15 protein-coding genes are annotated in these 22,345 nt (G+C 52.4%); 7 read left to right on the top strand and 8 right to left on the bottom strand.

Annotated features, from left to right (window positions below):
• The first annotated feature begins 346 nt into the window (after nt 1-346).
• Nucleotides 347-2,815 (top strand): TonB-dependent receptor, encoded by a 2,469-nt coding sequence (locus EYC87_RS10965; RefSeq protein ID WP_279252905.1) that lies wholly within the window; start codon nt 347-349, stop codon nt 2,813-2,815.
• Nucleotides 2,816-3,163: 348 nt separating this feature from the next.
• Here the strand turns inward: EYC87_RS10965 and EYC87_RS10960 are convergent, their stop codons facing one another.
• From EYC87_RS10960 to EYC87_RS10950, 3 genes are read right to left on the bottom strand one after another with little or no spacing between them, the layout of a single operon-like run.
• On the bottom strand, nt 3,164-4,090 hold the full coding sequence (locus EYC87_RS10960) for a TauD/TfdA dioxygenase family protein (protein WP_279252904.1): 927 nt from the start codon (nt 4,088-4,090) through the stop codon (nt 3,164-3,166).
• Between the two features lie 40 nt (nt 4,091-4,130).
• Nucleotides 4,131-4,904 (bottom strand): class II aldolase/adducin family protein, encoded by a 774-nt coding sequence (locus EYC87_RS10955; RefSeq protein ID WP_007229499.1) that lies wholly within the window; start codon nt 4,902-4,904, stop codon nt 4,131-4,133.
• Between the two features lie 26 nt (nt 4,905-4,930).
• Nucleotides 4,931-5,698: an SDR family NAD(P)-dependent oxidoreductase gene (locus tag EYC87_RS10950; protein ID WP_279252903.1), complete on the bottom strand. Its 768-nt coding sequence runs from the start codon at nt 5,696-5,698 to the stop codon at nt 4,931-4,933.
• A 113-nt stretch (nt 5,699-5,811) separates the two neighbouring features.
• Between EYC87_RS10950 and EYC87_RS10945 the strand changes: the two genes are divergently transcribed.
• Nucleotides 5,812-6,660, top strand: a complete 849-nt coding sequence (locus EYC87_RS10945) for an SDR family NAD(P)-dependent oxidoreductase (protein ID WP_279252902.1) — start codon at nt 5,812-5,814, stop codon at nt 6,658-6,660.
• Between the two features lie 223 nt (nt 6,661-6,883).
• Nucleotides 6,884-8,191: an MFS transporter gene (locus EYC87_RS10940; protein ID WP_279252901.1), complete on the top strand. Its 1,308-nt coding sequence runs from the start codon at nt 6,884-6,886 to the stop codon at nt 8,189-8,191.
• 203 nt (nt 8,192-8,394) lie between these two features.
• Here the strand turns inward: EYC87_RS10940 and EYC87_RS10935 are convergent, their stop codons facing one another.
• Complete coding sequence (locus tag EYC87_RS10935) at nt 8,395-9,342, bottom strand: YeiH family protein (RefSeq protein WP_279252900.1); 948 nt, start codon at nt 9,340-9,342, stop codon at nt 8,395-8,397.
• Between the two features lie 343 nt (nt 9,343-9,685).
• On the opposite strand from EYC87_RS10935, the gene EYC87_RS10930 reads away from it, so the two are divergent.
• Nucleotides 9,686-11,854 carry an outer membrane protein assembly factor BamB family protein gene (locus tag EYC87_RS10930; protein WP_279252899.1) on the top strand — a complete coding sequence of 723 codons (2,169 nt, stop codon included), beginning with the start codon at nt 9,686-9,688 and terminating at the stop codon, nt 11,852-11,854.
• A gap of 94 nt (nt 11,855-11,948) precedes the next feature.
• Here EYC87_RS10930 and EYC87_RS10925 read toward each other — a convergent pair whose 3' ends face one another.
• Nucleotides 11,949-12,296, bottom strand: a complete 348-nt coding sequence (locus EYC87_RS10925) for a hypothetical protein (protein ID WP_279252898.1) — start codon at nt 12,294-12,296, stop codon at nt 11,949-11,951.
• Nucleotides 12,297-12,496: 200 nt separating this feature from the next.
• On the opposite strand from EYC87_RS10925, the gene EYC87_RS10920 reads away from it, so the two are divergent.
• The gene (locus EYC87_RS10920; protein ID WP_279252897.1) at nt 12,497-13,885 is read left to right on the top strand and encodes an APC family permease; all 1,389 of its coding nucleotides are present in this window, start codon (nt 12,497-12,499) and stop codon (nt 13,883-13,885) included.
• A 34-nt stretch (nt 13,886-13,919) separates the two neighbouring features.
• Here EYC87_RS10920 and EYC87_RS10915 read toward each other — a convergent pair whose 3' ends face one another.
• The 3 genes from EYC87_RS10915 to EYC87_RS10905 all read right to left on the bottom strand — a co-directional run bounded on the left by EYC87_RS10915 (nt 13,920) and on the right by EYC87_RS10905 (nt 16,729).
• Nucleotides 13,920-15,551, bottom strand: coding sequence for an AMP-dependent synthetase/ligase (locus EYC87_RS10915; RefSeq protein ID WP_279252896.1), 1,632 nt, complete (start codon nt 15,549-15,551; stop codon nt 13,920-13,922).
• Nucleotides 15,552-15,620: 69 nt separating this feature from the next.
• Nucleotides 15,621-16,226 carry a DUF502 domain-containing protein gene (locus EYC87_RS10910; RefSeq protein WP_007229416.1) on the bottom strand — a complete coding sequence of 202 codons (606 nt, stop codon included), beginning with the start codon at nt 16,224-16,226 and terminating at the stop codon, nt 15,621-15,623.
• Between the two features lie 47 nt (nt 16,227-16,273).
• Nucleotides 16,274-16,729 (bottom strand): ricin-type beta-trefoil lectin domain protein, encoded by a 456-nt coding sequence (locus EYC87_RS10905; protein WP_040541562.1) that lies wholly within the window; start codon nt 16,727-16,729, stop codon nt 16,274-16,276.
• A gap of 109 nt (nt 16,730-16,838) precedes the next feature.
• On the opposite strand from EYC87_RS10905, the gene EYC87_RS10900 reads away from it, so the two are divergent.
• Together EYC87_RS10900 and EYC87_RS10895 are read left to right on the top strand one after the other, a co-directional pair.
• Nucleotides 16,839-20,402 carry a translocation/assembly module TamB domain-containing protein gene (locus EYC87_RS10900; protein WP_279252895.1) on the top strand — a complete coding sequence of 1,188 codons (3,564 nt, stop codon included), beginning with the start codon at nt 16,839-16,841 and terminating at the stop codon, nt 20,400-20,402.
• The gene (locus tag EYC87_RS10895) at nt 20,392-22,305 is read left to right on the top strand and encodes an autotransporter assembly complex protein TamA (protein ID WP_279252894.1); all 1,914 of its coding nucleotides are present in this window, start codon (nt 20,392-20,394) and stop codon (nt 22,303-22,305) included. Before EYC87_RS10900 ends, EYC87_RS10895 begins: the two co-directional genes overlap by 11 nt.
• Nucleotides 22,306-22,345: the final 40 nt, after the last annotated feature.

Raw genomic sequence — 22,345 nt, 5'->3', positions numbered from 1 at the left:
GCGCCAAAGAATAGCAGCACCCTCATTCAGCATCACCAGCGGCATAATAAAACCCGGTCAGGGCCAACTTACCCTTGCGCGAGCACATTTTGGGAAATTTATCACACATATTTGACTTCGAAAACAATAAATAAAATGCTGCGCCCCAGAGACATTAATCGGCAGAAGCCTTGACTGGCCGCTCATATCTATCTGTAATATATAGAAAAAATAGCAGTTTCGTAAAAAATAGCTGTTTTGGCATAAGCGAGACCTGCCACACCTCAAAGGTCACAAGAATTCGTTTGAACTAAGTATTGACAAACAAATTGCATTCGAAGTATTTTCTGTACCGAGAATAATGACCATGTACACAGCATGGCACTGCAAGATACTCAATATCACCCAGGAGCCACTCAAGATGATGAAATCTGTCCGCAAACCCATTGCGTTGCAAATCGCCCTATTAACTGCATCCACAGCATTGGGGTCAATGTCCCTGCATGCACAGGAGCGAGCCACCCTTGAGGAGGTTGTAGTAACTGCAGAAAAGCGTGAAGAGAGCCTGCAGGACGTGAGCATATCTATTTCCGCCTTTAACGAAGAGGCACTGAGGCTAGGCGGTGTCGACGACGTATCCCGGCTTGAATTGCTTGTGCCAGGCCTTAACTATGCTTTTGCCGGTAACGATGCAAAATTTAATGTTCGTGGCGCCAACTCTACCAATACATTTGGCGACAACAGCTCTATCGTGGGCGCCTTTGTCGACGGTGTTTATCAGGCCAGAGCCTCTCAGCAAACCCGAGCGTTCTTCGACGTACGAGCAATTGAATTTCTTCGAGGCCCGCAGGGAACTCTGTATGGCAGAAACACATTCGCCGGCGCTCTGAATGTCTACACCCATGCGCCCGAAACTGACGAAGCCTACGGAGGCATCGAACTCAGTCGACAGCGATTTGATCGAATCAAGGGAGAAGCGCACTTCAACGTGCCTGTTACTGACACCTTCGCACTGCGATTTGCTGGAATGTATGACAAAAGCGATGGCTATATTGAGAATGACGCAGGGCCTGATATCGGCGCGCAGGATGACAAGGGTTATCGCATATCGGCACTGTGGCAGCCCAACGATCGCACCGAGGCCATCTTCCGCTATACCTCGGTAGAGGAGGATGGAAACGAGGCGGGACTATTCGGCTACACGATTCTATGCCGCAACGAAACACCAGATGGATTGACAGACGCCTTCGGCTCCCAGCGAAATTGTGAAAACCCAGTGAGAGGTTCAGGCAAGCTAGGCACCGCCTCAAATGGACCTGGTGGTGACCCCTGGAAAATCAGCCAGGACTACGTCCGCCCTGTCGACCTCAAAGATGACACAGTTTCGCTTAACTTTACTTACGACTTCGGCAGCTTCAGCTTGCGTTCTACCACCGCTGCCAACGAGTATGAAAATGACATCAACTTCGACTTCGACTTTGGCCCAACCCAAAACTCTAACGGCGGTTATCTTGAAGAGTCCGAAGGCTGGTCGCAGGAATTCGTACTGACGTCGAATTCGGAAGGCCCTCTACAGTGGACGGCAGGCGCATATTATTCTGACCTCGAGGATTACAACAGCTTTTATATTTATCAACAGACGGTCAGGGATGATTCAACGAGGCCAGTTATCGAAACAGAACTTGGCGAATTTACAATTCTTGAGGGAACAGACATTGTTTCGGATGAAACGCTGCTCAACGGATTCTTCGCCAATGCAGTCCGTATCGATACTGAGTACTGGGGCGTATTCAGTCAGGCGGAGTATTCACTTACCGACAATTTCAGACTGATCGCGGGTATCCGTTACAACGATGAAACCAAGTCCGCCGACTGTGGCGGTAGTAATTTTTCCGAAGGCGACCGCGTGGTGAACGTAAAGGACGGGGTGGATGGTAGTTCACCGCGAATTCTCCCAGAAAATGCCAAGGACCTGTTCACCTACAATTGCGGTGCCGCTGATGCAATAGAGAGCCCCAAGGACGGAGAATACGATAACATCACTTGGAAAGCGGCAGCGGAATATGACCTGAGCGAGGACATAATGTTCTACCTGACAGCTTCTACCGGCTACCTTTCGGGCGCCGCAAGCACGGACGCCACCACAGATGAACAGGAATCTGAGGTCATAGAAGCTGGCTTCCGCACTGTATTGCTAGACAGCACACTGCAGTTTAATGGCGCGGTTCACTTCACAGAGTACACAAACCTACTGACCCAACGGCAGCGCATCGACCCGAATACCGGCATCGTACTGACGTTCTCAGACAATGGCGGCGATATTGAAGCATGGGGCATTGAGCTTGATGCGATCTGGCTGCCTATTGATGGACTGACCCTGACCGGCGCCTTCGCCTACCTCGACTCAGAGTTTGGCACCTACGGACAGACCAACCCGTATCAGCTCTACAAAGGCCAGGTACAACCGTTTGTAAACCAGTCCGGAGAAACCACACCCTGGTCTCCTGAGTACACCTTAGGAGCAAGCGCAGCCTACCGTTTTGAACTTAGCGATAGAGGCTCGCTTACAGTGTATGGCCAGACTTATTACTCAGACGGGTACAATACGTCTAACCTGCTGGCAACAGATCCTGCACACGATCAGGACTCTTACACGAAAACGGATGCACGCCTTATTTGGGACTCACCCGATCAGCGCTACGGCATCGAGCTTTTTGTCGAAAATATTGAAGACAGTGAGGTACTCGCTCGTGGCAACAACAACAGCGACGATGTTGTGCAAACGTCTTACCTCTACCCTCGAAATTACGGCCTCAAGTTTCGGGCAATGTTCTAGCAGTAACACATGCCACTCAGGTCAGTCATGACCAGAGTGGCACACCCTTTCAGGTGTGGTGAAGCAGTGTGACTTGGCGGCAAATAGCCGCCTTTTTTGTCTTTACTACCGCGGTATTTTGGCAGCCAGTCCCTCGCGAAATCGCAATGCCAGCGGCCACGGGACAACCCCTGCTGAAGGGATAAAGACGACCCTACTCGGGAAGCGTCTTGCTCAATTCTCGTTCCTTAACCCCTGCCCTCTCGACCGAAGCACGGCTAGAGCAAGTTCACTCAATGCCAAACTACTAACCGCTCATTGCGCCTTCCATCGACGTATAAACTGCCGCCTGCCTTACCGTTGTAGTTCTCACTCAGGTGAATCCACACGCCCCAAAGTAATATCGCCTTCGATGGTGGTACGGTTAATCACCCGCTTGATACCTGGTCTTGTGCCCGTTGCACAGTGCATGGCCCGCCAGTTATCCCAGAGCACCATGTCGCCATCGCGCCATTGGTGGAAATAAGTGAATTCAGGCTTTTTGGTATGCGCTACCAGCCGTTCCAATAATTCGATAGATTCATCATTTGACAGCCCAAACTGCTGAGGCGTAATAACTCGGTCCAGGAATTGCTCAACGATTTCGAGTACTTTGCGTCCACTAACGGGGTGAGTAACCACTGCCGGGTAAACCGCATCAGCAAAGTCGGGATAACCCACATCAGCGGGTTTCTTTGGGCTATGAGGGCCTGGTTCGTAACCCTCCAGATTCACATAGCGCATATGCCGTCGTTGCATGCTAAAGCTGTAGGCAACCTCGAGCTTTTCAAGCAAGTCCTGAGTCTCGCTATCTAAAGCATCGTAAGCCTTCGCCAGGTCGCCAAAACCCGTTAAGCCATCTTCTTCTGCTACCACCACCGCGCGTAACAGCGCCCCGTGGTTGGGACGCGCGGTATAGTGAAGGTCCATGTGCCAATCTAGACGACCTACAATCTCCTCACCCTCGTAAAATGCGGTGAAGAAACTGTCCTTGTCGCCACCGTTTTCCAGCACAAACAATTCCGGGTGCTCGTCACTGGTATTGATCTTCAGCGGATGTATTTCCAGCGGACCAAAGATGCGACTGAATTCAATTTGCTTTTCGGGACTAATATCCTGATCACGAAACACCAGAATGGCATGCTCGTACCACAGTGATTTTAATTCCGCTTTTATCGAGTCAGTCAGGGCTTCATTGATATCGAAACCGGAGACTTCAACGCCCACATGCTCGAGTGGAGTTACATTAATGGTCATAACAAATTCCTTGGGTCAGGCGTAAGCAGTAGCAGCAGACTTAATCTACGATACCAGGATCTAGACGCAGTTCCCGGCGCGCCATTGCTTCCCAGCAGAAGGGAAAGCCGTTGTCGTCGGCAATAGATACTTTAGCGACTTCCTCATCACTCAACGGCTTTGCGCCGCCACCTGCCAACTCAACTTCATAGGCTCGCTTACTACGCCATTCCAGCGTGATGGCTCGCAGGTGGGCCTGGCGTAAATCCTTGCCGACTACCAATGAACCGTGGTTCGCCAGCAGCGCCCACTTTGCATCTCCCAGAGCTTCTACTGCGGACAAGCTAGTCGCCTCGTTTTCAAAGGTCCCCTCGTACTCATTGTAGAGCGGAAGATCTACCCCGCAATACGCACCAGCCTGATCATAAACCGGTGGCACACGTTGCAGATTAGCCCAGATGCCGCTCCAGTGCGCATGATTGTGAATCGCCACGTGCAGGTCTGGGCGCCGCGCGTGCAGTTGCAGGTGCAGACCTATGGCTGGTGTCACATTCCAGTCGCTGTCAATAATTTCGCCCTCGGGATTCAAGGTAACGATATCGCTAGCGGTCAGTTCTTCCCAGGCCAACTCCCAGGGGTTAGTCAGAATATTACCGTCATCAAGGCGGCAGGTGATGTGGCCCGCTATATGCTCGTTCCAACCCTCACGGGTGAGCATGCGGCACATTAGCGCGACCTGTGCTTTCTTGCTGAGTGATGGAAGCAGTGGCTTACGACCGGGCCGGGGAGCAAACTGCTGGACCATCGATTTATTCAAACCTTCATATTTATTCATTGTCTTCTTCTCTATAGGCTGCCTTATTAAAAGCTCACACGTTTGGTAAAGCCACCGTCCACCACGACATTCTCACCATTGATCCAACTTGCTGCACCGGAACAGACAAACACTGCAACATTAGCGACCTCCTCGGCACTGCCCAGGCGTTCGGAGGGATGAGCCAGCCGGTCGCGCTCATAGAGATCAAAATAATTTTGCTTAATCCCGTCCCAGGCCCCACCCTCAATAAAAATAGGGCCAGGTGAAACACTATTCGACCGTATACCCTTGTCCCCCCAGTTCTGGGCCAGTTGGGCAGAGTAATTTACTGTGGCTGCTTTTATCGCGCCATAGCTCGGGCATACAGAGAGATCATGATGTTCAAAGGCAGTGACCGTGGCAACCTGCAACACCGCCGCTGCATCTGATTCTTCAAGAAAAGGTAAGGCGGTTTCATTCATCGTCACGGCCGCCATCAAATCGACATTGAAGCTATTACGCCAGGCCTCATCATTCCATTTGATACTCGCCGATGCGCTGGTATTGTTGATCACAATATCAACGCCCCCCAACTGCTGCGCTGCCTTTAAAACCCAGGCTCGAACAGCTTCAGTATCAGCCGCGTCAACCGAGTCACCATAGAACTCTCCTTTGCTGCCGAGCTCTTCAAGTGCAGCCTGAACACCAGCCTCACCCCGGGCAAAGAAAGCAACGTTCGCACCCTCTTCCAGAAAACGTGCAGCAATCGCCAAGCCAATCCCGCGGCTGCCCCCGGATAATATGACTCGCTTGCCGTTTAAGTTCAAATCCATCGTTTATCCCTTATAGGTATGTGTGCTGAACAGGCCTTATACTAACAACCATAGCAATAATCAGCTGGCTAAAAAATCGCCTTGGCCGACCTTACAATGGAAAGGAATAACACATGAGCAACACACAGGGACTGTCGGGTAAAGTCGCACTGATCACAGGTGCGGCGCGTCACCGGGGTATAGGCCGTGCTATTGCACTGCGATTAGCAGAGGATGGCGCTGACATCGTGATTTGTGGTCGACCTCGCTCTCCCGAGTCATACCCTGCTCACGAGCAGGAAATGAAATGGCGTGGCGTTGATTCGTTGGCGCAGGAAATTGAGGGGAAAGGCAGACAAGCCCTGGCGCTGGAGTGTGATGTCACTAATAAAGACCAGGTCGTGGCCATGGTCGAAACCATCAAAGCACGCTTTGGGCGACTCGACATTATTGTTAACAATGCCGGCGTACCCAGCGATGCCGGCGCTTCGCCCATTCTCGATACCGGTGAAGATGTCTGGTACCAGACCATGGATGTAAACGTGAACGGTGTATTCCTGGTGAGCAAGTACGGCGGTCGTCTGATTCGCGACAGCGGCAATGGCGGCGCCATCGTAATGATCGCGTCACTCGCCGGCAGAGTGGGCCTACAGGATTACGGGGCCTACTGTGCATCCAAGTTCGGGGTCATCGGTTTCACCCAGCAACTGGCGCTGGAGCTCGCCAAAACCGGTATTCGAGTTAACTGCGTAAGCCCTGGGTCACACGATACCGACATGATGGACGGCACTATCGCCAGGGCAACCGAGCTATATCAATTACCCGACGGCGCATTTAAGCAGCAACTGGAAGAGTTTATTCCGATGGGACGCCAGGGCAAGGTTTCTGAATTGGCCTCGGTGGTCTCATTCATGTGCTCGCAAGACGCCAGCTATGTCACGGGCCAGACTATCAATGTTGATGGTGGAGCGCGGCTAGACTAATCGACCTTGAGCCCGGTTTGGCACTATTACCGCGGCTGACTAGGGTGGCCGATAGATCCAGGCACAGAACAGGCAAGTGCATGCGCAGCCCGAATCGCCAATAAAGCAAAGTTATGTGCTCGCCATCATTGTGAGACACTATAATCATGCCTAAATAAACATCATGCTGCGCCGGTTAGACCTGTAGTTTGATGATCAATGATTCATTAAAAAAGAGAATAATATGAATACAGGTGCCGGGCCTCTGGAGACCCTTCAACACGAACCGATGAGTGCAGGCCAATGGTATGTCGTGGCTATCTGTATCGGCATCCTTGCGCTGGATGGCTACGACGTTCTGTCTATCGCCTTTGCCGCCCCGGGTATTACCGAAGAATGGAATGTATCCAAGGCGACATTGGGGATCGTGCTGTCCCTCGAACTCATGGGCATGGCCCTGGGCTCGATTATTATGGGAGCACTCGCTGATAGTCGAGGTCGAAGACCCACTTTATTGCTTGGGCTTATTATCCTGACAGCGGGGATGCTGGTTGCAGGAATGGCACCCAACTTATACGTTCTCGGCGCCGCTCGCGTGTTCACAGGCATAGGCATAGGCGGGCTTTTGGCTGCGGCCACAGCGACCTCTTCAGACTTCTGTAATGACAAAAATCGCTCTTTGGCTGTGGTTCTGGTAGCCGGCGGCTTTGCCCTTGGCGTTTACCTGGGCGCGACATTCCTTGCGCCCCTGCTCAGGGAGTACGACTGGCGCGTAACCTTCTATCTAGGAGCACTGTTAAGCCTGGGTTTCATTCCGTTAGTGTACTTACTGGTTCCCGAAAGCATCACCTATCTTGAACGCAAGCGCCCGCAGGGCGCCCTGGAGCGTATTCAGACCATCATGAAACGCCTGGGTCACTCGGTACCCGACAGTTTGCCTCCCATAGAAGCGAGCCAGGCACACCCAGTAGGTATGGCCAGTTTGTTTAAGTCGGGCTTGGGTCTCATTACCTGTATCTTACTGTTTGCCTACCTCGGCAATGTGGGAACCTACTATTATTTCGTCAAATGGATTCCCATGATCGTTACCGACCTGGGCTATAGTTCGTCAGAGGCAACCAATGTTTTGGGTGTTATTAGCCTGGGCGGGGTCATAGGCTCAGTCGGTCTCAGCATTATTGCCAGATTTCTACCGATTCGGCTCTTGATGGCCCTCTGTCTGGTGTCAGCGGCGATAGGTGTGGCTGCATTTCCCTACTTCACCGAGACCTTGCAAAGCATGAAGCTCGTCGGGTTTGTGACCGGCCTATTTATCTTTGCGGCCATCTCGGGCTTCTTCGGACTCTTTGCGGTTTCTTACCCTTCCTCACTGCTGGGGTCCGGCACCGGCCTGGTTCTGGGAATTGGTCGCGGTGGCGCAGTGCTTGGGCCAATGATTCCGGGGTTTTTGTTTGCGACAGGCATGATGCTGGAAAACGTCGCCATAATAATGGCAAGCGGCTCGTTCTTGGCAGGTTTGTTAGTGCTGTTTCTGCGGCCCCAGAAGCTCTGAGAGGCGAAGCGATCAGGCCAGGATAGGGGCGAACACGAAGAGTGCGAAGGCGCCTATAGCCGCTGCACTTAGTAGATCAATTTTGACGTTGCGTATGCTCATGCCGGGCATAATACGAAATGTGCGGATGAGGTAAAAGGAAGTAATCGCTATACTCTTATAACCAAAAGTAGGTTCATGCGAAGATTTTTGCTTTTTCAGTACTAAATGGTCTGGATCACTAATAATAACACCAGAGGCACGACCAAGGCCCACAAAAGCAGGCCGTGCATTAGCACCGCTCCGCGCAACTCCTTTAGCGTGGAGCGATTAATCTCCGTGCCGATACAGAAAAGAGCAACCACCAAAAGACTTTTACTGATCATTGAGGCACCAGTGACCACTTCGGAAGGAAGCTCAATCAGCGAGCCCAGGCAAGCTGTGGCCACGAAAGCGACGATGAACAAGGGTAACCTTAGTTTGGCCGATCCTCGCTGTTCCAAAACGCTAAATACCAACAGCAAAGGTATTAACCAAAGGGTGCGGCCGAGTTTTACGGTGGTGGCAATGGTGGCTGCATCATCGCCATAAATGGCTGCCGTGGCGACCACGGAGGAGGTGTCGTGGATGGCCAGAGCGGCCCAGACTCCAAATTGCTCCTGTGTCAGCGACAGCGCTTCGCCGACAATAGGGAAGGTAAAGAGCGCCAGGGCGTTCAACAGGAAAACCAGGGTAAGCGCTGCGCCGGTCTGTTCTGGTCGAGCCCCGATCACCGGAGATAAGCTGGCAATGGTGGTACCGCCACATATCGCGGTGCCCGATGAGATTAATTGGCTGCACTTGCGCTGATTGCCCAGCCAGCGCCCCATTAACAGGCCAATACCGATGGTGAGCCCAACGTAGACAGTAACCAGCAGGCTATAGTCTGAGCTGATTTGCACCAATTGGGCAGCATTCAATTTAAGGCCTAGGAGCACAATAGCTATCTGCAAGGCCTGTTTCCCGATGGCGCCAGCCCCGGGTACAACGACCTTGTTAAATACCAGTGAAAGCGCAGCACCTACCAATAGCGCGACGGCGGGATTGCCATACCAAACAAGTACCGGTAGGGTCACGATGACCAGCAGCGTTTGCGACTCAAGGAGACGGCGAAAGGTCAGAGTTTGCGACATGAGTCCATTATGCGGTTATTTTCAGTCTATTTGCCTGCCCAAAAACGACAATGTCGTGGTCAAGACTACGTGCGCCTGGAGCGGCAAAGGATATAAAAGGCCTTATATATGCCACGAATAACAGCCGGTAACGCGGTCGTCCAAGTAGCTTCAAGGTATAGGTTTAAGCATGGTGAGGCAATAAGTAAGACAACAAAGGCTTTGGCATGTGCAAAATACCCGACTATCGAATGGGCTCCCAGGGGCTTAAAATTGGTGAACAAACTAGCTGAAGTGAACCAAAAAGCACTTTGCAGGGTATGATGCGGGTCAGGCTATCAACTCAGGTTCAGGACAGCAATCGTTGGCAAACCAGCAATCATTAGTAACGATATTGCTTATCGCAGCCCTGCTGCTTTTGGGCTGCGGCAGTTCAAGCAACGAAGACGCAGTTACACGCATCAATGCGCTGCGAAGCTCGCAAATCGTTGCCCAGAGCGAGTGGCGCAGCTACCTTGGCGACCAGTCCAGTAACCAGTTCAGTCCGCTAACACAGATCACCACAGACAACGTCCATCAACTCACGGAGGCCTGGCGCTACGATCCGGGCCATACTGGGTTGATACCTACCAACCCCCTCATTGTAAAAGGCGTACTCTACGGCCTGGACGGCCACAAAAACCTGTTCGCGCTGAATGCTGCCTCTGGCGATGAGTTGTGGGTCTATCCATTCAACCGATCCGCTACAGCCAAGGGTGCAGGCCGTGGTTTGGTCTATTGGGAGGGAAAGCTGAATAACGGCGTCACTGCCGAATACATACTGGTCGGCCATGAGCACCTGCTTTACGCCATCGATGCGGTGTCCGGCAATTTGGTGCAAGACTTTGGCAGGAATGGCACTGTCGATCTTCGCCTGGGCCTCGACCGCAAACCTCAAAGCACCAATGTCGCCGCCAACACGCCTGGCACCTTATTTGAGAACCTACTTATCATGGGCTTCGCAACCAGCGAGGACTACAGCGCAGCACCGGGCTATATCCGCGCCTACCACATGCCCAGCGGTCAACTTCGCTGGACCTTTAAAACCATACCAGGCGCGGGCGAATATGGCGTCGACACCTGGCCTGAGGCGAACCGCGATAAGCGCGGCGGCGCTAACGCCTGGGCGGGCCTGACCGTCGATGCAGAACGAGGCATCGTATTCGTACCTACAGGATCGGCTGGCTACGACTTCTACGGCGCCAACCGCGCAGGCGACAATCTGTTCGCCAACAGCTTAATCGCGCTGGATGCGCGCACAGGTGAAAGGCTGTGGCATTACCAGATAGTCAGGCATGATCTATGGGATCGGGATCTGCCATCTCCGCCAAACCTTGTCACCATCCAACGGGGTGGTAAAAACATTCCAGCCGTCGCTCAGTCAACCAAGTCTGGTCACGTATTCGTGTTTCATCGCGAAACAGGAGAGCCGCTTTTTCCCATTGAGGAACTAACAATCGCCGGAAATGGTATGCCCGGCGAACAACTTCCCAGCAGTCAACCAATGCCGACTTCACCGCCGCCATTTGTCGACCTCGATTTCGAGATCACAACACTGGATAAGCAGGCCAGCGAAACAGTTGGAGAGAAGATCGCTGGCATGTCGACAAACAAGCACTATGCTGCGCCGAACGAAGACGGCATTGTGCTAAAGCCCGGCCTGGATGGCGGCGCCCAATGGGGTGGTCAGGCTTATGACAAGGCAACCGGTTTAATCTACGTGAATGCTAACGAAGTTCCATGGACGATAAAAATGACACCAGTGGAATCCGGTACTACGGGCGATCGGTCACCTGAGACAGGCTACCGACTGTTCTGCGCTCACTGCCATGGAGCAGACAGAAAAGGCATGGGGGACGCAGTGCCTTCACTAGAGGACATTCATCTGAAGTATTGGCCGTGGGAGATCTGGGACATTGTGCGCAACGGGCGCGGCCGGATGCCGGGGTTCAGTCATCAACCCTGGTACTACTCGCTGGGAGCCATTGTTTATTTGTACCAGCCCAACGAAGCCGAAGGAGAGCAGTTTCCCGCAAGTGAAAACCCGGGCACATTAACTTACGGCGCAAGGTTCCAGAAACTTCGCGACAGCGACAACTTGCCTGGCTCTAAACCGCCCTGGGGCAGTCTTAATGCACTCGACCTCAACGCAGGCACTATCCGCTGGCGCATTCCGCTAGGTGATTATCCGCAGGCAGAAATGCTCGGTCTATCTGGGTTGGGGGCAGAAAATTACGGCGGCCCTGTGGTCACGGCCGGCGGTCTCCTTTTCATTGCTTCTACGCCCGACAAAAAGCTGAGAGCGTTCGACAAATTGACCGGCAAGCTACTGTGGCATGGTAGTTTGCCTGCAGCAGGCTTTGCCACGCCAGCGGTTTACGAGGCGATGGGGAGGCAATTTATTGTGATCGCTGCGGGCGGCGGCAAGTTAGACGCGTCCGTTGGATCAAGCTATGTTGCCTACGCCCTACCTGGACCGCAGGCAAGCAGATAGCTCAAGGTATAACGCGCGATCCAGTGCGGGCATAGTACAAAAGCTTAATAATACGACCCGGAACGCTCAAAATAAAAAACATCCCCGGCTCAATCTAAAACCGATAACTCATGAAAATTGTGGGCCCATTGAAGTTCATATCAAATGCATGAACACCTCCACCGACTAAAACTTCAGCCCGCTCACTGTCATAAACTTGATACATGAGATCAACAATATAAGTATTGATGCTGATTTCCGTATTTAGAAAAGTGCCAGCCTGAAATTCCTTACCTTCGAAGTTAAAGTCCCTCGATATGGCGCGTGCACCGTCGTACTCAAATTGATAGGCCAGCCCCACCCAACATCCACTTTGGTTTGAAACGCCAGCGGCCCTCCAGAGCCCAGCTCCAGTCTTCTCTATCCATTCCCAAGTCATCAAGATCAACTGAGACTTCGTCATACGAAGCTCGTGGAACTATTCTGATCTCCAATCGCCATGGTAAATGTCCATTGGTAGCAATTAATGGCCACGCTCTGACTTGGCACTAACCTTCTGAGGTTATGGCTTTAACCACCTAGAACCAACATACTCGAACATTACAATAGTGCATCCTTTACTCAGTTCAAGTTCAGGACTCAATCCAGCGCCGGGAGAATAATTTGAATAACACGGCCCATGTACAACACCGCCGCACCATGGGCGTTCGCGATATGACACTCTTTACAGTGTCGGCCATTCTATTGCTGGATACGCTGGCAGCATCTGCCTCAATAGGCGTCTCTAGCATATTCTGGTGGGGCCTGATGGGTATCATCTTCTTCATCCCTTATGGCCTGATCACCGCTGAACTCGGCACTACCTACCCTGAGCAAGGTGGTATTTATAGCTGGATTCGCGATGCATTCGGCACACGCTGGGGTACCAGAGCCATCTGGTTGTACTGGCTGAACACTGTGCTGTGGAATGCCTCGATTTTTATTCTGTTCACCGGTGTGTTTTCGCAAATGTTCTTTCCGACCATGTCAATGTCGACACAGTTGATCATTGCGATAACACTTAATTGGGTGGTCATTTTTATTACCTGCATGTCACTCAGTATTGGCAAATGGGTACCTAATATGGGTGCCACACTAAAAACCATTACCTTCATCGCAATAGTCATCGGTGGTGTCGTGTATGCACTGCAGCCGGACGTTAAGTTGGCCAATGACTTCAGCTGGGAATCCTTCAAGCCCCAGTGGAGCGGCGGCACTCAATATGTTTCCACAATTATTTACGGCATGCTGGGGTTCGAGCTAATGTCTTCGGCCAGTGAAGAAATGAAAAATCCGGAGCGCGATATTCCGCGTTCAATTCTGAGTTCAGGGGTGATCATTTTTCTATGCTATGTACTTGGCACTTTTGCCATCCTGGCGGTCATTCCCTCCGCTGAGATCAATCTGGTCGAAGGACTGGTAGATACCTTGCAAAAGCTATTCGGTGATTCCCAGCTGGGAGTATTGATCGCAACCCTGCTTGGCATATTTGCGCTGTTCACTTTCATTTCGAATGCGGTCACCTGGGCCATGGGTTGCAACCGAGCTGCCGCGGAGTCTGCGATTGACGGAGAACTACCTAATGTATTCGCGATAGAACATCCGAAATATGGTACGCCAACAGGGGCCAGTATTCTTATGGGTGCATCATCCACCGCTCTGCTACTTGCCTACGGTGCCATCGCCGGCACCAATGAAGACCTGTTCTGGCTTCTGTTCGCGGCCAGTGCAGTGCTATTCATGCTCCCTTATATCGGTGTGGTTTCGGCGTTTTATCGAGCACGAATCATAGATCCGGATCGTCCACGCCCTTTTCGTGTGCCCGGCGGTAAGCCAGTAGTAGCGCTAATTACAGTCACTTGTATTTTCCTGCTGACGGTGACTATTTTTCTCTTTATGTATGTCCCCGGAAACGGCTTCGACTGGCCGGTGGTCATAGGTTCGCTAACTTGCATTGCGCTGGGTGAAGTCGCTATTCGGTACGCCGAATATCAGAATAAACAATCTCGCTAATTTTCAGAGCAATCGTTCATAATCACTGGAAGAGCTACAGCAACAACACTGGTTCTGTTTGACCCATTGCTGCCGTTTGCTCTCGAAACGCCTCTACAATCTGATTGCGTTTGAGTTTCATCGTTGGCGTCAGCAGACCGTTCTCAATCGTCCATTCAGGTGTCACGACAATATGGGAAAGACGCTCATAGGGCGGCACCTCCGCATTTATTTGCTCCAACAGGGCCAACAGTTCCTCTCTTAACTGCCCGGGTTCCAGTTCATGTCCTTTTTCCGACAGAGTGACCAGCACGGCAGGTTGATCCCGGCCGTGACCGTACACACAAAATTGGGCCAAATATCTCGAGCGGCCAAACAAATTTTCCAGCCGGGTGGGCACAATAAACTTACCCTTGGTTGTTTTAAAAACCTCCGAAAGGCGACCTGTTATCCACAGGTTTCCATCCTCATCGAAACGGCCAGCGTCACCCGTGCAATACCAGCCATCGTCAAATACTTCTGACGTTTTTTCAGGGTTGAGGTAATAACCTTGCATCAAGCCCTTGCTTTTGAACTGTATTTCGCCCAGATCCGACACACGAACCTGAGTAGCGGGATCCATTGGCTGGCCAACACAACCTGAAATCGGTTGGTCATTTTTGAACCAGCCCATACCATGAACAAAGTTTTCAGTCATGCCATAAGCGTCTCGCAACGCAATGCCCATACCCAGAAACCAGTCTTGCACATCACGGGGTGTAGGCGCCGAGCCGGTGACGATAATGCGTCCACTGGCAAGACCAAGGGCATGCGCCACTTCCCTTTTCTGCTCCAGAGTCATCGAGGCTTGCTGTGCAGCACTGAACTTGCCATCAATGCCTTCCTTGAACTTGATCCATAGCCGCGGCACTGCAAAAAAGAAGGTTGGCTGCACAGACCGAATTTCATCCGCAAAAGTTTCCTGGCCTTCTGAAAACGAAATGGGGGTATTTGAGTAGAGTCCCGTTAACTCAACAAGGATACGTTCTGCGGCATGGGCCATGGGCAGGAAAGAGAACAGTCGACTCTCCGGCTCGTTAAGACGAAACGACGCGACCAGACTAGGAACGACGTGACCGGGGGTTTCGTGAATATGCATCACGCCTTTAGGATTTCCAGTAGTGCCAGAGGTATAGACCAACGTCATCAAATTCTCGGGGGGCGGTTGCGGCGATTCTTTCATCGGCGAAAACTGCTCTAAGATCTCCTCCATAGACGTATCTGTATTGCAGCGGCAACCGAGTATAGCGACTGTCTCCATCACGTCTGTCAGTGCCTCTGCCAGGCGATCCTGCATGTCAAAGGCACCCGCAAACACCATTCTGGCCTCACTGTGTTCGAAAACATAGCGAGCTGAGCCCACATCCTGACCAGGATAAATTGGCACGCTGACATGACCCGCCATCATGATAGCGAAGTCAACGATCGGCCAATCCTTGCTATTCGCCGACCAAATAGCGATCCGGGTCCCCTGCGGGTAATTTTTGCTGCGCAGGAAGCTGGCCAACCTGCGAACCTGGTCCGCCACTTCTCTCCAACTATACTCTCGCCACTCCAGGGACTTCGGCTGGCGCAAAAACACCTTGCCTGGTGTTTCCTGTTCCCATCGGTAAAACATTTCCAAGGGTGTTTTTACAGTCGTTGTCATTTGATTTTCCCGATTCAGCAGCGACCGCACCAAGGGCAGCAGCTGATTATTATTTTTTAATAAAATTGCCTAGGACTTTGCCCTGTAAATCAGCGATGAACCGGCGCCCCACTGGGTAACGGCGTTGAGCAGGTCCTGTACCGGAACATCCAGCAGGGTAACGTCGTCCATCGAGACAACATGCAGCTGACCAAGCGTCGCCGCTGGCACCGAGGGAACAAAGACTACTGCACGTCCATCAGGTAATTGCTCAACGACCAAGGCATACTGCCGGCTATTGCTACCGTAAAGCGCCACTTCTGCAGGTTTCAATTTCAGAACATCTTCGTTACTGCCAACGACCTGCATAATTAGGTTGCGCAACATGCCCACTACCGGCAGGTACTTTTGCAACAAGTTATCGTAGCGACTCTCAAGCGCATTGCCGATACTGGTTCGCAGCGCCAGACCAATAAAAAAACAGACAATAATCAACGAGACCAACGCTCCTGCGCCAATGATAAGACCATCGACGAAGTCGTTATATGGCAGATCGAGACCAGTAGTTCTCGCCAACTCGACCATAAGGTCATAGGCAGCGAAGAATACGGCGCCTAGCAGCGCTACAGGTATTAACAACAAAAGACCCGCGATTGTTGTTGCTACCACAAATGGCAATATTTTCTTATCGGACATATTCAGGAGCAATGATGCTTATACAATACCGATGTCTTCATGCCCCGCTACTTCCAAATCTGTCGTGCAGACTTGTTGCAGTTGGCGGCGACTACCCTGGCCCCTTTTTGGGGCGGATTTCCCTCGGGTTGAAGGCATTTTTTCGCCTGGTTCATCAACCGTCGACTGGAATCATACTTCCACTTTTGCGGCTTTGAATTATCACAGGCCTTAAGATGAGACCCCCCGGCGCACTTCCCGTTAGCAGCGAGCAAACGATTGTTCCCATCCAATGACCACGTCTGGTTCTTCTTTCCGTTGCAGTTTGCCAGGATCAGCGCACTGGCAGAAAAAGCAAGGCACTGACCATTGGATGCTTTATAAACCCTGGGGGCCTCCGCTTCGGCAACGATCGCATGGCCCTCTTCCTGCATGGATTTCAGAGCATCGGTATTGAAATCCACGGCCTGCGTGGGCGCGATGCAAACGAAGGCGATCGTTGAAAAAAGAATTATACGTTTCATCAATTGTTTCCTTTTACTACTATTGTGATCAGGCTTTTACAACTTTACTCCAATAGGCTCTAGAGGCAACCGCCCGCTTCATGCAATCTCGCAAAACTATGAGCGACTTTTGACAAAAACACTGAAACTGACTGTAGCCGGACTGGCACTGCTGCTATTAATAGCGACGACAGGGTTCGCCGCTATCTGGACACTACTCAACTCTGAGTCGGGGACCGCCTTTCTGGCCGGGCAACTGCGGCAGACCATGGGTGACACCCTCAGTTGGGAAACCCTGGAGGGCCCAATCACCGGGCCTTTACAATTGACCGGTGTGGCAATTTCCCAGCCGGGCACTAACATTAAGATGGATAAAGTGCGCTTGGAATGGCAACCCGGCGCCTTGTTGCAAGGTAGCTTGGCTCTGAGTTTGCTTGCACTGGATAACATGACTGTCACCCTCACTACCGAAGAATCCAGCGCCAGCAGCGCGTCTTTTAACCCTTCCAGCCTGAATCTTCCCGTTGATATATCCCTGTCGGATGTGCGTCTCACCAATGTGCAGATTTCCCAGGATACAGGGTCAAAAGTTCTTATAGATTCTCTGCAAGGCAATGCTGAACTCAAGGGCAATCAACTGACAATTAAGCAACTTGAGGTCCAGGCATCTCAGGGCAGCGTTAGCATAAGCGGTACAACCTCTCTGGAAAATGATATGCCGCTAGACGCCCGTGTAGAGTTAACATTGACTGGGCAGGAAGGCTCCCCATTGAAAGCTGAACTGGGCTTAGGTGGCATTATCGGTTGGGGCGACGCTATCGACTTTGCGCTTGTCTACGACCTGGGCGTGCAAGGCCTGGCGCAACTGGAGGCGGGATTACCAGACGCTGATTTTATTGCCGGCAAAATTATCGGACGCTTTCTCGGCGATGCCATCGAACTGAAACAGTTCAGCCTCGAAGCAGAAAACCACACCATAGCGCTGGCTCTTCAAGGCGCTGTGTCCGGCCTGAATAGTGACGCACCCTCACTGGACACCCAATTACAGTGGCAGGGCTTACATTGGCCTTTAGATACCGATGCACCGGACTTGACCAGCGCTGCAGGCGCTTTGCAGTTCAAAGGCCCACTTAACGACTACCAGCTAGAGTTTGAGGCAAGTATTGCAGGCACAGATATCCCGGCTGGGCAATGGCAGGGACAGGGCAGCGGCAACTTGCAACAACTCAAGCTGGACGCCGTGAACGCCAGAATCCTGGAAGGCGAACTGGCCGCGACAGGCCTGGTGAGCTGGGATCCGGTCCCCGCATGGCAACTGCGCATAGAAGGAGCTGAACTCAACCCTGGTTTTGTAAACCCCGAACTGGAAGGCGTCATTGCCGCTGCGCTGGACACGTCAGGCAAACTGGACCCAGAACTAGGACTACTCGTTCGATTCGACATCGAACGCTTAAGCGGGGAATTATTTGGCTATCCGCTGGATGTCTCAGCCGCCGGCGAATTAATAGAAGATTCTATCTCGCTGGCTCGGTTGGACCTGAGCAGTGGCCAGAATAGGTTCGAGGCCGAGGGCGAACTTTCAGCCAATGCACTAGATCTTAGTTGGGAGCTGCGTGCCTTATCTCCGGGAGAATTTGTCGCGGGCGTGGCGGGAACGCTCACCGGGACAGGAACAATCACCGGAAGTACAGAAGCGCCACGGGTCAATGCCAGATTCAAAGGCAGGTCACTGGCAATGGACTCATTTTCAACCACTGGGGTAGACATAACGCTGGTTGCGGGAACCGCACCTGGAGACGACCTGACACTGGCTATAGCAACAGACGCACTATTAAGTGATGGCGATATCGTTGCCGACTCGTTATCGCTGAAAGCGAATGGCAGTAATGCCAGGCACCAGCTGCAAATTGCGATCATCGCTGCCAAGCAGTCGATTGACGGCCGCTTGCAAGGAGGAATCACGGCCGCATTGGACGGCTGGCAGGGTAATATTGAAGTTCTCAACGCCACCACTACAACACTGGGTGCATGGTCACTCGCCAAACCCACGCCGCTATCGATAGGCATCGAGACGGCCAGCCTGGGTGACAGTTGCCTGATCAGGCAGAGCGGCCCTGGCCGGCTGTGTGCACAAGGCAGCTGGCGGAGCAATGACGACAGCGCTCTTGCCTTGGAATTAAAGCAAATCCCGCTGGAGCTATTGCAAACGACAGCAACCGGGAATGTCGGGGGAAATGTGCAAGCAAGTCTCGCAGCTGATGGTTCATTGCAGGCCGCAGGTAAACTTGAAGTGAGCCCCGGTTTCATCAACCTTGAATTGGAGAACGGTAACAAGCAAATGGCGCATGAAGGGGGTGCGCTGACACTCAAGGTCGACGCACAGGGAGCCGAGGCGGAGCTTCACTTTATTCCACCGGAGAACGGCACACTGGATGCGAACCTGAAGCTACCAGCGCTGACCCGTATACCGTTCAGTGGCCCACAAGCCCTGAGCGGAAGCTTGCAGATAACACTTCCCGATCTTTCCAGTATTGCTGCCTGGGTCCCCGACATTCAGTCCGCGACCGGACGAATGAACGCTGACATTAGCTTCGCTGGCACCCTGGATCAACCCCGATTCACCGGGACGCTTGAACTGCAGGACGGCTCTGCGGATATCCCGGTGGCCGGACTGCAGCTGCGGCAGGCGGAGCTTCAAATTAGCAGCAAACCGGCGCAGCCCGATCTGCTGCAAGTCTCCGGTGGAGTGAAATCCGGCTCAGGAGAAATATCGCTATCCGGAATTATTAACACAGCAGAGACTAGCGCCGCGCTGCGGCTACAGGGCGATTATTTCGAAGCCTTCAACACCCGGGACGCGCAGGTTTCTCTGTCTCCCAACCTAAAAATAGACTGGGAGCAGGAGACCCTGCAACTGCGCGGAGATTTGCTGATTCCTGAAGCGAAGATCACTCCCAGGCTGGAACTGAGCCCCGCAATGCTCAGCCAGGATGGTGAAGAGGTCACTACTCCCGACCAGATAATTGCGCCCTCTGCTGATGTGGTCGTTGTAAATGGCAATCTCGATAATCGCGCTGGAGAGGAACTTAGTGCGCCTTTTCGTATCGATAGCCAGACCAGGCTGATACTTGGAGATGCCGTTAACGTCAAAGCAATGGGCTTCGTTGGTCGTATCACCGGCAATGCGCTTTTCACCAACACCCCTGAGCAAACCAGCCTTATTCCGATCGCCAATGGCAATTTTTCGGTGGAAGACGGCACCTTTCGTTCCTTCGGCCAGGACCTTGATATCCGCACGGGACAGCTACTGTTCAACAATGTGCCAGCCACCGAGCCGGTGATAAATCTTCGCGCCGTTCGCTGGATTGATGGCGACGCCCAGGTATCTTCTGCAGGAATCATTCTGACTGGGCCCATCGCCACGCCCACCATGGAACTGTTCTCAAGACCTCAGCTCGAAGCCAGTGAGGTTCAGGCCTACCTGCTGACAGGAAGATCAAGCGGAGACCGAAACAATGTGTTGAGTATTGGCACCTACGTTAGCCCACGTATTTATGTCGGCTATGGTTACAACACATTGGAAAACACCAGCGAATTCAATTCTATATTCAATATCACACCACGCTATGGCGCAGGAATTGACGTGGGCGAAGCAGACAACAACCTGAATATGACATTCACCTATGAACGTTGATCGCAACCACGCATTTCGCTCAACCCTTTTGAGTATGGCGTTATGGCCCTGCCTCGTTGCATCTATCAGCAGTTTCGCTGCGGAGCAGCTACAGGTGACCCTTAATGGCCTTGAAGATGACATCCGCAATAATGCATTGGCATCACTGGAGATTGCACGGCGTAGCAAAGACGCAGAGCTCAGCAGCACCAATATCATCCGCATGCACGGCAAAGCTGAAGCAGAGATACGCCGAGCTCTGGAACCGTTCGGTTACTACCAGCCTGTCATCACCACAGACCTTCAAAACTCAGAAGAATCAGGCAGTGGCTGGCAAGCCACATACAATGTAGAAGCCGGCACGCCCATACCAGTGAACAATATCGCCCTGTCTTTTATCGGCCCGGGGGCTGACCATCAGGATGTAAAAATGCTGGCAGCATCCCTGGCCTTGCTTCAGGGCCAACGCCTCGACCATCGAAGGTATGAAACCGGCAAGCGCAAGTTAATCAGCGACACGCGAGAACTTGGCTACCTCAATGCTCAATTCCTGGAACACCGGGTTGAAGTCGATCTACAGAAATACACCGCTGGAATTACTTTAAAAATAGAGACTGGGCCCAGGTTCGTTTATGGCGATATTGAACTACAGCAGGACAAGTTCTCCAACGACTACCTGGCGCGCTACCTGATTCTCCAACCTGGAAACACTTTCAAACATTCTGAGCTCGCCAGGCAGCGTCACCTGTTGAGCGCCAGCGGATATTTCAGCGAAGTTATCATCGAACCGGGTGAGCCAATGCAAGGGGAGAATCCACAGGTGCCTTTGGTAATAGGCATGACGCCATTTCCCGCAAATCGGTATCGAGGACGCGCTGGCTGGGGCACAGATACAGGATTTGGCCTTGGGCTGGACTGGACACGTCGTTACCTGGGTCAGCGCGGCCACCATTTTAATGTTGGCGCAGCAGTTGCTGAAGAACGAGAAAGACTGGCAGGGGACGTCAGCTACACCATCCCACGCAACCCTTTGCGCGGAGAAGCCTTCGAAATTGGTTTACGCCACGAAAGCAAAGACCTGAACTTTACCGATGTCGATCTGGACGAAGGGGGAGAGACACGAATAGCAACCAATCTCGCAACCCTGCAGTGGCGACTGCCGGTTTCAAACTTTGATGACTTTGGCCTACAGTCCAGCGCGGGGGTCAGCATAGTGGGAGAAAGCTATGACATTTTCGAGGTGCTTTTTGGCAACCTTCCGGGCTCCGCCCAGAATGCAATCATCGAAAATATCGGCACTGAAGCCTATGAAACATTGGCGCCAGAATTTGACGCGGTGGTTCCCGGACTGAGTTTTAAGCTGAAGCGCGCCGACGACCCGCTATATATTCGTCGCGGCGACTACCTGAATCTCGAACTACTGGGCGCCAGTGAAGACCTTGGCTCCAACATCGATTTCTGGCAGGCCCGCTTCTCGTCCTGGAATATATGGCCGGTAGCAGAGCGAGGTCGATTTTTATTTCGTTCAAACCTGGGTTACACCGACGCGGAGAGTCGCTCGGTGCTCGGTGTCAATTTCAACCAGATACCTGAATACTATGAGTTTCGCGCCGGGGGTGCTCGCAGCGTCCGCGGCTACGGCTGGGAAACCTTGTTCCCCAGCGATGCCATTACCGGCGGCAAGCATTTGATTGTCGCCAGTATCGAGTATGAACACGAAGTTTTTCCAGACTGGAGTGTCGCTGCATTTCTTGATGGCGGTAATGCCTTCAATAAGTTCGCTGACTTCAACGAGAAACTGGGTACAGGGATCGGGATCCGTTGGCGTTCTCCGGTGGGCCTCGCTCGCATAGATTTTGGTATTCCCCTGAATGACGCAGACGATGCCTTCCAGATCTATATCACAGTGGGGCCAGAGTTTTAGTCAGCCTCCCAGCACTATTTATGAGCGCTAACTTGCCCAG

It is taken from the genome of Candidatus Seongchinamella marina (assembly GCF_026262685.1).
Taxonomy (GTDB): Bacteria; Pseudomonadota; Gammaproteobacteria; order Pseudomonadales; family Halieaceae; genus Halioglobus; species Halioglobus marinus.
Note: the sequence above shows the minus strand (reverse complement) of the source record. Positions and strands in the feature narration are given on the sequence as shown.

What these genes read in the sequence shown, in the direction of transcription:
- EYC87_RS10965 (WP_279252905.1), top strand. Translation starts at nt 347, where the DNA reads ATGTACACAGCATGGCACTGCAAGATACTCAATATCACCCAGGAGCCA.
- EYC87_RS10960 (WP_279252904.1), bottom strand. Translation starts at nt 4,090, where the DNA reads ATGACCATTAATGTAACTCCACTCGAGCATGTGGGCGTTGAAGTCTCC.
- EYC87_RS10955 (WP_007229499.1), bottom strand. Translation starts at nt 4,904, where the DNA reads ATGAATAAATATGAAGGTTTGAATAAATCGATGGTCCAGCAGTTTGCT.
- EYC87_RS10950 (WP_279252903.1), bottom strand. Translation starts at nt 5,698, where the DNA reads ATGGATTTGAACTTAAACGGCAAGCGAGTCATATTATCCGGGGGCAGC.
- EYC87_RS10945 (WP_279252902.1), top strand. Translation starts at nt 5,812, where the DNA reads ATGAGCAACACACAGGGACTGTCGGGTAAAGTCGCACTGATCACAGGT.
- EYC87_RS10940 (WP_279252901.1), top strand. Translation starts at nt 6,884, where the DNA reads ATGAATACAGGTGCCGGGCCTCTGGAGACCCTTCAACACGAACCGATG.
- EYC87_RS10935 (WP_279252900.1), bottom strand. Translation starts at nt 9,342, where the DNA reads ATGTCGCAAACTCTGACCTTTCGCCGTCTCCTTGAGTCGCAAACGCTG.
- EYC87_RS10925 (WP_279252898.1), bottom strand. Translation starts at nt 12,296, where the DNA reads ATGACGAAGTCTCAGTTGATCTTGATGACTTGGGAATGGATAGAGAAG.
- EYC87_RS10915 (WP_279252896.1), bottom strand. Translation starts at nt 15,551, where the DNA reads ATGACAACGACTGTAAAAACACCCTTGGAAATGTTTTACCGATGGGAA.
- EYC87_RS10910 (WP_007229416.1), bottom strand. Translation starts at nt 16,226, where the DNA reads ATGTCCGATAAGAAAATATTGCCATTTGTGGTAGCAACAACAATCGCG.
- EYC87_RS10905 (WP_040541562.1), bottom strand. Translation starts at nt 16,729, where the DNA reads ATGAAACGTATAATTCTTTTTTCAACGATCGCCTTCGTTTGCATCGCG.
- EYC87_RS10895 (WP_279252894.1), top strand. Translation starts at nt 20,392, where the DNA reads ATGAACGTTGATCGCAACCACGCATTTCGCTCAACCCTTTTGAGTATG.